Raw genomic sequence first — 15859 nt, forward strand, 5'->3', positions numbered from 1 at the left:
GTGAGAATGCCGGTGTGAGTAGCGAGATGTAGGTGAGAATCCTACACACCGATAGACTAAGGTTTCCAGGGGAAGGTTCGTCCTCCCTGGGTAAGTCGGGACCTAAGGCGAGGCTGACAAGCGTAGTCGATGGACAACGGGTTGATATTCCCGTACCCGCACTTGAGTGAAGGAATGACAAAGAAGGTTAGCAATACCCCTTAATGGATTGGGGATTAAGCGAAGTAGGAGACATGTAGGCAAATCCGCATGTCAATCCAAAAGCGTGATGACGAGTGAACGGGCGACCAAGTAGCGAAGTTTGTGATACCAGCTTTCAAGAAAAGTTTCTAGCGTTAATCAAGATGCGGCCCGTACCAAAACCGACACAGGTGGTCAAGGCGAGAAGCCTAAGGTGAGCGAGAGAACTGTTGCCAAGGAACTCGGCAAAATTGCCCCGTACGTTCGCAAGAAGGGGCGCTCTTGTAAAAGAGAGCCGCAGTGAAGAGGCCCAAGCAACTGTTTAACTAAAACACAGCTCTATGCAAAGTCGCAAGACGAAGTATATGGGGTGACGCCTGCCCGGTGCTGGAAGGTTAAGAGGATGAGTTAGTCGCAAGGCGAAGCTTTGAATTGAAGCCCCAGTGAACGGCGGCCGTAACTATAACGGTCCTAAGGTAGCGAAATTCCTTGTCAGGTAAGTTCTGACCCGCACGAAAGGCGTAACGATTTGGGCGCTGTCTCGGCAGCAGACTCGGTGAAATCTTAGTACCTGTGAAAATGCAGGTTACCCGCAACTAGACGGAAAGACCCCATGGAGCTTTACTGTAGCTTGATATTGAGTTTTGATTAACTATGTACAGAATAGGTGGGAGGCTTTGAAGTTGGGACGCTAGTCTCAATGGAGCCATCGTTGGGATACCACTCTTAGTTAATTGAAATTCTAACTTATGGCCCTGATCGGGTCAAAGGACAGTGTCAGGTGGGCAGTTTGACTGGGGCGGTCGCCTCCTAAAGAGTAACGGAGGCGCCCAAAGGTACCCTCAGATTGGTTGGAAATCAATCGCTGAGTGCAAATGCAGAAGGGTGCTTGACTGTGAGACTTACAAGTCGAACAGGGACGAAAGTCGGGATTAGTGATCCGGCGGTGCAGTATGGAATGGCCGTCGCTTAACGGATAAAAGCTACCCTGGGGATAACAGGCTGATCTCGCCCAAGAGTTCACATCGACGGCGAGGTTTGGCACCTCGATGTCGGCTCATCGCATCCTGGAGCTGAATTCGGTTCCAAGGGTTGGGCTGTCCGCCCATTAAAGCGGTACGCGAGCTGGGTTCAGAACGTCGTGAGACAGTTCGGTCCCTATCTGTTGTGGGCGTAGGAAATTTGAGGAGCGCTGTCCCTAGTACGAGAGGACCGGGATGGACGTACCGATGGTGTACCAGTTGTCACGCCAGTGGCATGGCTGGGTAGCTAAGTACGGACTGGATAAACGCTGAAGGCATCTAAGCGTGAAACCAATTCCAAGATGAGATTTCCCATTTCCTTGAGAAAGTAAGACCCCTTGAAGACGACGAGGTTGATAGGTCAGAGATGGAAGTGCAGTGATGCATGGAGTTGACTGATACTAATAGGTCGAGGATTTAATCACGTCAAGAGTAAAAAACACAACAACAATTCGGAAAGATACAAAAATAAGTCTAAATCTGTTATTTAGTTTTGAGAGAATTTCTCTCACAGATCTGGTAATGATGGCGAAATGGTCACACCTGTTCCCATACCGAACACAGAAGTTAAGCATTTCAGCGGCGATTATAGCTATGCACGCCATAGTGAAACTAGCACGTTGCCAGGTTCTTCGGATATCCTTCTTTGGATATCCTTTTTTATTTCCTTTTTTGATTAAATTAGGTTAAATTTATGTTAGAATAATTCTATGAATAAAATAGATGAGATAAAAAACTATGCGCAAGAAAACCATGTTCCAATCATGCTAGATGGTGGAATTGAATTTTTATGCGAATATATAAAAAAAGAAAATACGAAACGAATTTTAGAATGTGGGACTGCAATTGGATATTCATCAATCAAGATGGCAAAATGCAATGATGATATCTTAATTGATACGTGTGAGATTAATCCAAAACTTGTTGAGTTAGCGCGACAAAACATTGAAACAGAAGGATTAACAAATCGCATAACTGTGCATCAAATTGACGCTGTACTCTTTGAAACTACTGAGAAATATGATTTAATATTTGTAGATGCAGCAAAAGCACAATATAAGAAATATATGGAACATTTCCTCGGAAATGTTAGTCAAGATGGAGTCTTCGTTTTTGATAATTTGTGTTTCCATGGAATCGTGGATAATCCAGAATTAACAAAGAGTAGAAATACGAAACAGCTAGTAAAGAAGATTAAAGTATTTAGGGATTTTATTTGTACAGATCCAAAGTTTGAAACACTATATTATCCGGAAGTTGGAGATGGTGTTGCAATTGTAAAAGTGAAGTAAATACGATAACATTTCGTATAAAAAGATATTTTATGATAAAATATAGGAGTGGGGTATATATCTATGAAAAAAGGTTTACTAACAACTTTATTATTAGCATCAGGGGCAGCTTTAGCTGTTTACCTTTTGAAGGAAGAACAAGATAAGAAAGCAGATGTCGATGATGAAATACGTATGATTAAACTTCGCTCTGATGAAGAAGATAAAGAGCTAGTGCGTACGATTCAAGAGATTGAAAATTTGCCATTAAAAGATATTCATGAAATAGATCATGATTACAAATCAACTAAACAAACAGTTGATCACAAAGAAACACCATTTATTGATTTAGATGATATTTCAGATATTGATATTCCATCAATCAAGGAAATGGCTCCAGTACAAGCTGCGGGAATAATAGGCGCTGCCATGACTGCAAGCAAAGATGTTCTTGAAGATTTAAGAGTACCATCATTTGTTCAACCTAAAGAAGAAACTATAAAATTTGATGAACCAGTGATTGAAGAAATAATCGAAGAACCAATTGTAGTAGCTGAGCCAACAATTGAGGAAATTTTGGAAGAAGTTGAATTACCTGAAGAACCAGTTGAGGAAGTTATAAATACAATACCTGATTTCAAAAATGAAGATCTACAAAAACTAATACAAGATATTGAATCATCAACTAACGAAAATGAAGAAGATAATTCGTTGCTTGTAGAAGATGATCATTTAAATGACTTGTTAGAGGATTTAGTAGTACCTACGTTTGTAGAAAGACCAAAACCAGATGCTAATATTAAGTTTGAAACATTAATGCATCCATTTGGAGAGCCTGCAATTAAGACGGAGGAAATCATAACTCCAACTGAAGAAGACATTCAAGAAGTACTTCAAGATACAATCGAAGAAGTTAACAATGATAATGATTGGGGTACATTTGAAATACCAACTATGGTACAACCATCAAAGAAAGAATTTGATGATGAGAACTTAAGTAAAACTGCAATTTTTGATTTGCCTAAATTTGAAAATGTAAATCAACCTATAGAAGATTCTCAAAACATCACGATGCGCAATCCGTTTGGTGATGATGATTTAGATGAAATTGACTTAACAAGTTTATTTGAAGAATTTAAACCAACACAATCAATCGTTGAATCAGCATTTGACCCAACGATTGAAGAAACAAGTGAACTAAAACTAGTTGATCTTGATGATGAAGAAATCAAACGCTTATTTACTATCGATGATGATGAAGATGATTTAGAAGAGATTACTTTAGAGCCAATTCATCAAGAAACTCCTCAACTTAAAAAAGAACTAACACAAGATGAATTTGAAGAGTTTAAAAAACGCTTAATTCATGTTGGTGAGGATGACATTGATTTAATTAATCTGAACGATGCACAACCTTTTGAAACAGTAGAAGAACCACATGTGGAAGAAATTGATATTATCAACTTCGGAAATATTGTGGCAGAACCTACAATTGCATTAGAAGATTTAGTGTTAGATAAACCTCTAAATATTTCAGAAATTCAACCGATTGAAGACGAAGAAGAAATTGAAGAATTACAATTTCCTTCAATGCAACCAATCCTTGAAGAAGATGAACTTGATATTCCAACATTATCACCATTTGAAGAGGATGATGATTTGGAGGAAATTTCACTTGAACCTGTTGAGGAAAGAGAATTCCCTGATGCAGTATATGATATAAGTTCACTATATCCATATTTGAATCTAAAATTTATTAATACAGTATTTAATAACTTTGAAGTATTCAATGATGAGTTTGAAATTGGTACTGGGTGTCGCATTACTCATAAGGTACAATTTCCTGAGTCTCAAAATTTAATTTCATTTATTGAAATAATAAAAGAATATGGATACGAGATAAATGGAACTGATGAAAATCACAACATCTTAATTTATCTAGACTTTGAAAATCAAGAAAGTAAAATACTAAGTGAAATATACAATATTTCAAATCAAGTTAATTACTTGGATGGTTTATACAAAGGTTATGAATTAGAACATATTTAATCAAATATAGACAAAGCGACAAGGGTCGCTTTTCTTTTGTGTTATAGAGGCAAATGGTATATAATAAAAAGGCTTTGAGGTGAGAAAATGAGTCATATTATTAAGGTTAAAGATTTAGGATTTTCTTATGATAATCAAAACATGGCAGTTGATGGTGTGTCTTTTTCTATTGAAAAAGGATCATACACAACAATTGTTGGACATAATGGTAGTGGTAAAAGTACAATAGCGAAATTACTAATGGGATTATTGGAGAAGAAAAGTGGCGAAATTCAAATTGATGGATTAGATCTTACACAAGAGAATTTACAAAAAATTAGAAATCAAATTGGAATCGTATTTCAAAATCCAGATAATCAATTTATTGGGTCAACTGTGCGGGATGATATTGCGTTTGGATTAGAAAACCATTGTGTTGAACAATCTAAAATGGATGATATTATTTTAGAGTTTGCTTCAAAAGTAAAAATGATAGATTACTTAAACAGTGAACCTACTAAATTATCAGGTGGGCAAAAACAACGTGTGGCTATTGCGGGAGTACTTGCGATGAAGCCTTCAATTTTAATTTTTGATGAAGCTACAAGTATGCTTGATCCACAGGGTAAAGATGAGATCAAAAGACTAATTCGTGATTTGCACAAAGACGAAACAATAACAATTATTTCAATAACACATGATATCGAAGAAGTATCAAAGAGTGATGATGTAATTGTAATGGATAAAGGACATATAGTCATGGTTGGAAAACCTGATGAGATACTCTTAAAAGAAAAAGAATTAGTATCTATTAAATTAGATATACCTTTTAGTTTGAAGATGCAAAAGGCATTGAAAAAACAAGGAGTTAATATAAAAGAAACTGTAACGATGGAAGGGTTGGTGGAAGAATTATGTCAATACTATTCGAAAAAGTAAGTCATACTTATTCACCTGATACACCTTTTTCATATGCAGCTTTAACGGATGTTGATTTAGAAATTACTGAAGGGAAAATGACTGCAATTATCGGTGCGACAGGTTCTGGTAAAACAACACTGGTTCAACATTTAAATGCACTCTTGTTACCTACATCAGGGAAATTAACGATTTTAGAACGTGTGATTGAAGCGGGAGTACAACCAAAGAAACTCAAATCGTTACGCAAAGATGTAGGATTGGTTTTTCAATTTCCTGAGTATCAATTATTTGAAGAAACAATTCTTAAAGATATTATCTTTGGACCAAAGAATTTTGGTGTAAGTGAAGAAGATGCAATACAAAAAGCAAGAGAAGTAATGAAACTTGTAGATTTAGATATGAGCTACTTGGATAAATCACCATTGGACTTATCAGGTGGACAAAAAAGAAGAGTTGCAATAGCTGGAATTCTTGCGATGGAACCCAAGGTATTAGTATTAGATGAACCAACTGCAGGACTTGATCCACAAGGTTCTCAACAAATGATGGGATTATTTAGAAAACTAAATAAAGAACTAAATAAAACGGTTTTAATTGTAACTCATGATATGGAACATGTATTAAATTATTGTGATGAAGTTGTAGTAGTAAAAGATGGAAAAATATTCTGCAAACAAGATGTGAAGACATTCTTTAAACAAGAATCTCTATGCGAAGAACTGAATATTTTGCCACCAGCAATTGTTCAATTAAGAAATGCATGTTTAAAATGTGGTATGAATTTACCTGATGATTGTTTTACAGTTGATGAATTAGCGAAAGCGATAAGTAAGCAGGTGAAACATCATGAATAGTTTTGTATTAGGAAAGTATATTCCACTTGATTCAGTAATTCATCGTATGGATCCACGAGCTAAGATTATGGCGATGTTAATTGTCCTAATTAGCATTTTCTTTCCTGTGGGTTGGATTGGGTATGGATTACTTGCGGTATGTATTGTTTGTGTTGTCTTGCTCTCTAAGTTGAAGTTTGATTTTATTTGGAAAGCACTTAAACCAATGTTATTTATGTTGGTGTTCTTATTGGTATTAAATGTATTTGTACTAAAAACTGGAACACTATTATTTACAATTCTTGGACTATCAGTTTATTCTGATGCAATTTTTCAAACGCTGTTTATAGCTGTAAGATTAATTCTAATGATTATGATTACAACAGTATTAACGGCTACGACAAAACCATTAGATTTAACTTTAGGAATTGAAGATTTGCTTCAGCCATTTCAAAAGATTGGTGTACCATCGCATGAAATTGCAATGTTAATATCTATTGCATTGCGTTTTATTCCAGATTTAATTGAAGAGACTCAAAAAATTATGAGAGCACAAGCTTCTCGTGGAGTTGATTTAAAAGAAGGTTCAATGAAAGAAAAGATTGTAGCAATTTTATCGTTAATTGTACCGTTATTCGTATCAGCATTTCAACGCGCTGAAGATTTAGCAAATGCAATGGAATCAAGAGGATATGCACCTGGGCAAGAACGTACAAGATATAAAGTATTAAAGATTAAAGGAAGAGATATCATCCTGTTGACGGGATCTGTATGCTTATCAATTGGGATGATTGTAATCGCTTTTGTAGTATGAGAAGATTTAAGTGTATTGTAAGTTATGATGGTACAGCCTATGTGGGTTGGCAATCACAATGTAAGAAAAATTCAATTCAAGAAAATATTGAATCTGTATTAAAACGAATATCGAAAGAAGATATTAAAGCAGTTGCGGCTGGAAGAACAGATGCAAAAGTTCATGCGTATGGCCAAGTAATTCATTTTGATACTAACTTTTATTTGGATGCGAATCGTTGGCAATGGGCATTAAATGGATATTTACCAAAAGATATTCGCATTAAATCACTTGAAGAGGTAGGAGATAAATTTCACGCTCGTTTTAGTGTGAAAAGAAAACAATATGATTATCTTATTAATCTAGGTGAGTATGATGTTTGTTTAGTGAATTATGCCTATCAATGTAGACATGTGCTCAATCTTGAAGAAATGGAGAGAGCATCACAGGTTTTTGTGGGTAAACATGATTTTTCATCATTTTGTGCTAATTCGTTAGAACAGTTCCCTAATCAGGTTCGAGAGATAGAAAGTATCGTTTTTTCCAGAAACAAAGATATCTTAACAATTAGTTACAGAGGTAAGGGCTTTTTAAGGTATATGGTGCGTATGTTGACAGCTACCTTGATTGAGGTTGGTAGAGGTCGTTTAACAGCTGAGGATGTACTGGAAATGCTTGAGGCAAGAGATAAAGATATTTGCAAACACAATGCTGAACCGCAAGGTTTATATCTTATGAAAATAGAGTATAACGAAAATGAAGAAAATCCTTTAGAAATAATAGAAAATGATTGACTAATAAGGATAAACAACGATATAATGATAGTCGGCAACTTATGCCAAATGTAGCCCCGGAAACTACATTGGTTTAGGAGGAAATGAAAATGCGCCAAACAACTATGGCAAAACCAAGCACAGTTGTTCGTCAATGGTTCGTCGTTGATGGAACAGGATGTACTTTAGGACGTCTTGCTACTGAGGTAGCAACAGTAATAAGAGGTAAACATAAACCTACTTATACACCTAATGTTGATTGCGGAGATTATGTAATTATTATCAATGCTGATAAAATTGTAATTTCAGGTGATCAAGTGAATAAAAAGAACTACTACAATCACTCTCAATATAAGGGTGGATTACGCACACGTTCAACAGGTGTTATGAGAGATCAATACACTATTGAATGGGTAGAAAGAGCAGTACACGGTATGCTTCCTCATACAAAACTAGGGGATGTTATGCGTGGACACTTATTTGTGTACAAAGGATCTGAACATCCACATGCAGCTCAACAACCAGTTGAACTTAAGATTAAAGGGTAAGGAGGAGAAAGACAATGCCAGCAAAGAAAAAAACAAATGTAACTTACATCGGCACAGGCCGTCGTAAATCATCTGTTGCTCGTGTCTTTATGACTCCAGGAACAGGTATCATCACAGTTAATGGGAAGACTCTTGAAGAGTACCTACCATTAGAAACTTTAAGAATGAACGTTCGTTTACCACTTGACTTAACAGAAACATTAAATCAATTTGATATTAAAATTAATGTTTGTGGTGGTGGATATTCAGGACAATCAGGAGCAATGAGACATGGTATCGCTCGTGCTTTACTTGAAGCATCAGTAGACTATCGTCCAGCACTTAAGGCTGCAGGATTCTTAACACGTGATTCACGTGCTAAGGAACGTAAGAAATACGGTCTTAGAGGAGCTCGTCGTGCACCTCAATTCTCAAAACGTTAATCGAATACTTTCGTTTATCAAAGAGAAAATCAAATCTCAACCTATGGTTGGGATTTTTTTTGCCTTTTGATTTGAAGGTTAAAATAATCGTGTTGATTAAGTTTTTATTATTGGGAATGTTGCTCTAGTGGGAATTATTTTTTTTGATTTTTATTATTAATAAAATAGTATAAATTAATTTAAATAATTTTAAAAAAGATGTTGACTTAGAGTTGCATAGATGATAATATTATAAAGCATTCGATGAAGCGATCGGGCCTGTAGCTCAGGTGGTTAGAGCGCACCCCTGATAAGGGTGAGGTCGTTGGTTCAAGTCCATTCAGGCCCACCATCGAATTGAAATACATGGGGTTTTAGCTCAGCTGGGAGAGCGCCTGCCTTGCACGCAGGAGGTCAGGAGTTCGATCCTCCTAAGCTCCACCATATTTCAAAATAAACATGAAATCAATTGGTTTCGTGTTTTTTTTTTTTTTATCTTTGTACATGATAATAGTTGGGTTTACTTTCTCTAAAAATGAAGTTGAATAAATAAAGGTATAAAGATAACCATTATCAGAAAGTGAGATATTAAAATATAGAGTTAGTGTAAAAATAAAGTATGATATAATTCATACAAGTGAGGTGTTAAAATGATAAAAGCTCCAGTAAATAAAATAATTCCTTTTTCCAATGTAGATGGTCCTGGTAATCGTACTTCTATCTTTTTTCAGTCCTGTCCATTTCGTTGTTATTATTGTCATAATCCAGAGACAATAAATATGTGTAATCATTGTGGGGAGTGTGTAGCAACATGCCCTGTTAAAGCATTAACTGTTGTGAAGGGGAAAGTCGTTTGGAACCCTAAGATTTGTATTGATTGTGATGCATGTATCAAAACTTGTAAGAATTTGTCATCTCCAAAGATAAGAGAAATGACCACTAAAGATTTAATGGCTGAAATCAACAAGCAGAAGGGCTTTATTCGTGGAATTACAGTGAGTGGAGGAGAATGTATGAATCATTCAGAATTCCTCTTAGAATTGTTTAAAAAGGCAAAAAAAGAGGGGTATACTTGCTTGCTTGATTCTAATGGTATTTATGATTTCTCTAAATATGAAGAATTATTAGATATAAGTGATGGTGTTATGTTAGATGTAAAAGCATATGACAATAAATTTCATGAATATTTAACAGGTGCTTCCAACAAAGAAGTTCAAAAAAACTTGAAATATTTACTTAAGAAAAATAAATTAGTGGAAGTTCGTACGGTTCTATTACCAAATGAACAGAAACAGAATGAGGTTACAGTAAGAGAAGTAAGTCAAATCATTCAAGATAAAACGGTTTATAAATTGTTGCGATATCGTCCATTTGGAGTTAGAGAAGAAGGATTAAAAGAAATGGGGAAATCAATCACAACGGAGAAAGAAGCAGAAAAACTTGCGAAGTTGGCAATAAAATTAGGTGCTAAGCATACAATTGTAGTATAACAAAATGAAGGATAATCAAAATGATGATTGATTATCCTTTTCTTATCAAATTATTTACTGGGTAATGATATAATAAAATTAACTGAGGTTGAAACTATGAATAAAGGAATAGAGAGTCAATATCATTTAAATTTATTTGAACGTGAATATAATGATGCGTTATTTTGTGTAGATCTTAATGATGAAATGAACCTTCTTTTTGCTAGTGATGAGTTTTATGTATTGCACAATAAAACAAGAGAAGAGTTTAATGCACAATATGGCAATAAATATGAACTCTATTTATCAACAATTAATGATAATCAATTGATTCAACAAATGGTTGAATCAAGTAGTGATGTAGGTAAGATTCATAAATGGAATTTCTCGCTATTATTGGATAATGGAATTAATGATTATCAAGTAACTACACTGACATGCAACGAAAATAATCGTTTTTTGATGTTTGGTATATTCAATAAAGAAACAAACGAAAAAAATATTCAACCATTACCTTTTGATGAATTAGCACAATGTATTCTACTTATTTCTGCAAATAAAGATATGCGTATATTCAATTGTTTTACCATGCAAGAAAGTCTCATTCATGCTCACGCAATCAACTCAAAGTGTTCTTTGAGAAACTATATGGTTAAAGAAGACATTTCAAGAATACAAAATGCAATCGAAGGAGCAATAGAAAGAAACGAAAAGAGTCTTTCCATTGCAGTAACGATGAAAGATAATGACAAAACATATTATGTTCAACTCAAAGGCTATTTCTTTATTTATGAAGATCAATTATCACTAAGTTTTACTTTGAAAAATGGAAAAGAGACATACCGAAATGAAGCTCATTTTATGCCTGAAATATTTGACACAATTGCAAAACAAGCGGGAGTTGCATTCTGGATATTGGATTTCAAGTTAAAGAAAGCAATTCATAGTGAAAGTGCACAACGCGTATTTGGAATACCTGAATATGTTGAAAACATACCAGAAGGATTGATGAAATATAAATTCATTCATGTCGAAGATGTGAGCTATGTTATGAATATGATTGAACAATTACTTCAAACCGATGATTCAGTTTCTTATGCGGTGCGCTTTAATAAACCAAATACAGATGATTATTGGTGGGGTAAAGTTGTATTCACTCGCATTTATGGCAAAGATGGAGAATGTGAAAAGGCGGTTGGAACAGTTATTGATATTTCTGAACAAAAAAGAATGGAATATCTCTATAGTGAATTTGTCAAAAATCAACAAGATGGAAATCATTCCGCAATACTTTATGCAATGTGTAATTTATCAACAGGCAGCATTAAAAACTTGGTAGTAAGAAATGGCAATCTAAAGAAGTTTACAGAGATGGATAGTTTAAACCAATTTCTTGATGAAATAAAGAAAGCGGTAGTATCGGATGAAATAGGTAATCAGTTTAAAAATGAATTAGATGAAAAATATCTACTGGATAAATTTGGACATGGTATTACAACAGTTGAATATGAATTGTTTATTAAACATACGATCGAGCAACATCGCATTAAATTTACAGGGAATATGAATTTCAATCCATTTACATCAAACGTAGAAATATTCATTACAATCATAGATATTAATGATGAATACTCAAATCGATTAATTTTAGAGAGAGTTGTAAATAATGAATTTGATTACGTAGTAAAAGTTAGTGCAGTTTCTAGTCAATTTGCAATTGTGATAGATAATAAGAATCAGAATTATCTAAAGGAAATGAAGGGAGATTTTGAATCACTTAAAAATACACTATTATCCATTGCTTCAGATGAAGATAAGAAATTATTACAAGAAGAATTAAAAATCGAACTTATCATACAGAAACTAGCGATTCTTGAAAATTATTCGCTCTCGTTTAGTTGTGATGAAAAAGAAGCGAAGATCAGAAAAATGATTCGTTTCTTTAAGATTCAAAATATTAAAGAGTTATTTGGATTTTCTATTTTGGATATCACACAAGAGTACTTACAAGAACAAGAAAATCGCGATGTTTTAGAACAAGCACTAATCAGCGCTCAACAAGCAAATAAATCGAAAACTCGATTTTTATCAACGATGAGTCATGACATACGTACGCCATTAAATGCAATACTAGGATTAGTTGATTTGGCATATGAAGATATTAATAATCGTGAAAAAATTGAGAATGACTTGGATATTATTCATTCATCCACAATTCAATTGATGGAAATAGTAAATGATATTTTAGACATAAGTAAAATTGAAAATGGTAACTTACCGCTAAATGGTAGTGACGCTAATCTTATTGATGAAATAATGGCAGTGGTTAAAATAGTTCAACCGATTATATCAATTAAGAATCAAAAATTATTAGTAGATACTTCAAATTTAAAACGAGTTAAAGTCATTGCGGATAGAAAAAGATTACATCGTGTGTGGATGAATCTTCTAACAAATGCTTCAAAGTACTCCCCAGAAGGAACAGAAATACAATTCAATTGTTTTGAGTTTGATAAAGATGATCAATCAGCGATTTATCGCTTTGAGTTTATTGATCAAGGGTATGGAATTGCTGAAGATAAACTAGAAAAGATATTCTCACCTTTTTATAGAGACCCAGTGCAAGAATGTAAAGTTGAAGGAACTGGATTAGGTTTATCTATAGTGAAGAATTTTGTAGAATCAAAAGGTGGAACGATTGATGTAGTTAGCAAAGTCAATGAAGGAACAAAATTTACCGTTACAATACCATATCAATTTCAACAAGAAAAAGAGAAAATTAAAAAGACAATTGAAACAAAACAAAATTTAGACTTAAAAGGATTAAATATTCTTTTGGTTGAAGATAATGAAGTAAATACAATGGTGGCAAGAAGAATGTTAGAGAATTTAAATACGAAAGTAACGAATGTGTCGGATGGATATCAAGCAGTTGAAACATTTAAGAATTCAAAAGTTGGTGAGTTTGATGCGATATTAATGGATATTCAAATGCCAGTTTGTAATGGTTTGGAAGCGACAAAAATGATACGTAATATGGATCGTGAGGATGCATCGTCAATTACAATATTAGCTATGAGTGCGTTAACGTTTGTAGATGATATGAGAAATAGTATAAATGCAGGAATGAATCACCATCTAACTAAACCATTAAATTCACAAAAGATTTATGATGCTTTGGTTCCAATTTTGAAAAAGCCGAGAACTAAGTGAGAAATCACTTAGTTTTAATTTGAAAAGATTACATTCATTGAATTTTATTCCTTCTGCTTTTATGATTAAGAAAATGGGAAGGGTTTTTTCGTTTTGGAGGTCATTTATGGAAGCAAAGAAAATTGGCTTCGCAAGTATTTTTCTACTCGGGATTAATGGTATCATCGGTTCGGGAATATTTTTGTTGCCAGGAAAAGTTTATAAAGATATTGGGGTTGCAAGTTTAATTGTTATTTTGATAGCAAGTATTATGGTATTTTTAATCGCATTGTGTTATGCCGAATTATCATCTAAGTTTAGTGAGAATGGAGCTGCATGGCGATATGTATATGAGGCATTTGGTAAATTCTTTGGGTTTGAAGTAGGTATTAGTGTTTGGTTTTTAGCAATTACATCATTATCGGCTGAAACAGCGGCACTAATGACAACATTACAAGGCGTATTTCCACAGTTGAAAGATCCGATGACTTATAATGTGGTAGCAGTTGGATTTCTTTGTGTTCTCTTTTTAGCGAATATGGTAGGCACTAATTTTGTAAAGATATTGAATAATATTTCATCTGTTGCGAAAATCGCGATCATTGTTTTCTTTATTGGAGTAGGTATATTCTTTATTAAGGTAGATTTCTTAACTCCTTTATTACCTTCTACAGTTACAAATAGTGCAACACTCTTTAGTGATTTTGCGAAAGCGTTAGGAGTTATTTTCTATGCGTTTGTTGGGTTCTCGTTTTTACCTGTTGCAGCAGCAAAAATGGATAATCCAAAGAAGAATGTACCCTTGGCATTAATAACTGTTCTTCTAACCAGTACTGCACTTTATATTTTGATTACAGCGGTAAGCATAGGCTTATTGGGTCCACAAATCGCAAACGAATCACTACCGGCAGCAGTTGCGTTACAAAATATTATGGGTACAGTTGGATATCATATAATTATTTATGGCATGATCATTTCAATTGGTGGATTAACAATTTCGTTTTCATTCAATGCCCCATTTATTGCATCATCTTTAGCAGAAAAAGGTTTGTTTCCAAAACTACTCGCAAAGAAGAATAAAAAGGGGATACCATATATAAGCAGTTTAATTACTTTCGGAGTTGCGATTATCTTGGTATTGAGTGGTGATTTTATGTTCTTAATATCATTGTCGGTATTTATCTCATTTATTCAATATGTACCAAGTATTTTGGCACTAATAAAATTACGTAAGAAACCATCAACTCAAAATGGATTTAAAGTCCCTGGAGGTTACATCATTCCAATTCTCGCACTATTATCAAGTGCATATCTACTTACAAGTTTTACAATGGATATTGTATTGTTTGGAATTGGATTATTAGTAATAGGAGCGATATTGTATTGGATAGGCAATAGAAATAAATTGAAACAATAAAGAGTATAATTAGAAATAAGAGAAGTTTTTTCTAAATGTGAAAACTTCTTTTTTATATTTTTGTGCGATGGAACGAATTGCACATTTGAAGTATGGAATAATATATTTAAAGTAAATATTTTATTTTAAACTAAAAGTTGGAGGTAAAGATGGAAGAACAATTAAGTATGTATTGTGACTTATTAAAACATGAAGAGAAGTGTGATAATACGATTAAAAAATATCGAAGAGATATTCTAAAGTATTTGAATTATTTAAGTGAGCACGGCTTGGAGCTTACAAAGGAAAGTGTAATTGCATTTAAAAAGAACTTATTAACTAAATATGAGGTATCAAGTTGTAATTCAATATTAGTTGCGGTTAATAGTTTTCTAAAGTTTCTAAAAAAAGACGAATATTGTGTAAAAGTATATAAATTACAAAGAAAAGTATTTACTGAAGAAAAAAGAAGTATGGAAATGAAAGATTACATAAAAATAACAAAAAATACACAAGGATTAAAAGATAAACGAATTAATCAAATTATCCATACATTTGCAGAAACAGGAATACGAGTTAGTGAGCTAAGATATATTACTGTACAAGCATTAGAAAAAGGTCAAGCGGTAATAAATAACAAAGGTAAAATACGTGTTATCATTTTAACGCAAAACCTTGTCGCAAGACTCAAACAATATTGTCAAGAGAATAGAATAGTAACAGGGTCGATATTTATTACAAAAAGTGGAAAGTCATTAGACCGATTTTATATTTGGCGAATGATGAAACGAATAGCAATTAAGGCAGATGTTTTAAGAAGCAAAGTATTTCCACATAATTTTAGACACTTGTTTGCAAAAACATTTTATGAGAAACAAAAGGATATAGTTCGATTAGCTGACTTCTTAGGACATAGTAATATTGAAACCACAAGAATTTATGTTGCAACTAGTAACTTAAATGAATGTAGGGTACAACTTGAACACTTATTCAGAAACTAAAAATAAAACAACATAATCTACATTATGTTGT

General features: G+C 33.7%; 12 protein-coding genes, 2 tRNA genes and 2 rRNA genes. All 16 read left to right on the forward strand.

What is annotated here, in order from left to right; genetic code table 11:
- Positions 1–1627 (forward strand): 23S ribosomal RNA (locus RR643_RS08990); the annotation flags it as partial.
- A gap of 90 nt (positions 1628–1717) precedes the next feature.
- Positions 1718–1831, forward strand: a 5S ribosomal RNA gene (rrf, locus tag RR643_RS08995).
- A gap of 81 nt (positions 1832–1912) precedes the next feature.
- The gene (locus RR643_RS09000; protein ID WP_332470168.1) at positions 1913–2494 is read left to right on the forward strand and encodes an O-methyltransferase; all 582 of its coding nucleotides are present in this window, start codon (positions 1913–1915) and stop codon (positions 2492–2494) included.
- A 63-nt stretch (positions 2495–2557) separates the two neighbouring features.
- A complete protein-coding gene (locus tag RR643_RS09005) occupies positions 2558–4522 on the forward strand; it encodes a hypothetical protein (RefSeq protein ID WP_332483010.1) in 1965 nt (654 codons plus the stop codon).
- An 87-nt stretch (positions 4523–4609) separates the two neighbouring features.
- On the forward strand, positions 4610–5440 hold the full coding sequence (locus RR643_RS09010; RefSeq protein ID WP_332483011.1) for an energy-coupling factor transporter ATPase: 831 nt from the start codon (positions 4610–4612) through the stop codon (positions 5438–5440).
- Positions 5416–6276, forward strand: a complete 861-nt coding sequence (locus tag RR643_RS09015) for an energy-coupling factor transporter ATPase (RefSeq protein WP_332470165.1) — start codon at positions 5416–5418, stop codon at positions 6274–6276. The genes RR643_RS09010 and RR643_RS09015 overlap by 25 nt, the downstream gene beginning before the upstream one ends.
- The gene (locus tag RR643_RS09020; RefSeq protein WP_332470164.1) at positions 6269–7069 is read left to right on the forward strand and encodes an energy-coupling factor transporter transmembrane component T family protein; all 801 of its coding nucleotides are present in this window, start codon (positions 6269–6271) and stop codon (positions 7067–7069) included. The genes RR643_RS09015 and RR643_RS09020 overlap by 8 nt, the downstream gene beginning before the upstream one ends.
- The gene (gene truA / locus RR643_RS09025; protein ID WP_332470163.1) at positions 7027–7842 is read left to right on the forward strand and encodes a tRNA pseudouridine(38-40) synthase TruA; all 816 of its coding nucleotides are present in this window, start codon (positions 7027–7029) and stop codon (positions 7840–7842) included. The genes RR643_RS09020 and truA overlap by 43 nt, the downstream gene beginning before the upstream one ends.
- A gap of 89 nt (positions 7843–7931) precedes the next feature.
- Positions 7932–8369, forward strand: a complete 438-nt coding sequence (rplM, locus tag RR643_RS09030) for a 50S ribosomal protein L13 (protein ID WP_332470162.1) — start codon at positions 7932–7934, stop codon at positions 8367–8369.
- Positions 8370–8383: 14 nt separating this feature from the next.
- Entirely contained in the window at positions 8384–8791 is a 408-nt protein-coding gene (rpsI, locus tag RR643_RS09035) for a 30S ribosomal protein S9 (RefSeq protein WP_332470161.1), read from the forward strand.
- Between the two features lie 254 nt (positions 8792–9045).
- Positions 9046–9122, forward strand: a tRNA-Ile gene (locus RR643_RS09040).
- A 16-nt stretch (positions 9123–9138) separates the two neighbouring features.
- Positions 9139–9214 (forward strand) — tRNA-Ala (locus RR643_RS09045).
- 206 nt (positions 9215–9420) lie between these two features.
- Entirely contained in the window at positions 9421–10260 is an 840-nt protein-coding gene (locus RR643_RS09050; protein WP_332483012.1) for a YjjW family glycine radical enzyme activase, read from the forward strand.
- A 96-nt stretch (positions 10261–10356) separates the two neighbouring features.
- On the forward strand, positions 10357–13452 hold the full coding sequence (locus RR643_RS09055) for an ATP-binding protein (RefSeq protein WP_332483013.1): 3096 nt from the start codon (positions 10357–10359) through the stop codon (positions 13450–13452).
- A gap of 106 nt (positions 13453–13558) precedes the next feature.
- Positions 13559–14848: an APC family permease gene (locus RR643_RS09060; RefSeq protein ID WP_332472625.1), complete on the forward strand. Its 1290-nt coding sequence runs from the start codon at positions 13559–13561 to the stop codon at positions 14846–14848.
- Between the two features lie 149 nt (positions 14849–14997).
- Positions 14998–15828, forward strand: a complete 831-nt coding sequence (locus RR643_RS09065) for a tyrosine-type recombinase/integrase (RefSeq protein WP_332483014.1) — start codon at positions 14998–15000, stop codon at positions 15826–15828.
- Positions 15829–15859 lie beyond the last annotated feature (31 nt).

This window comes from Anaerorhabdus sp. (genome assembly GCF_036637135.1).
Lineage (GTDB): Bacteria > Bacillota_I > Bacilli_A > Erysipelotrichales > Erysipelotrichaceae > Anaerorhabdus.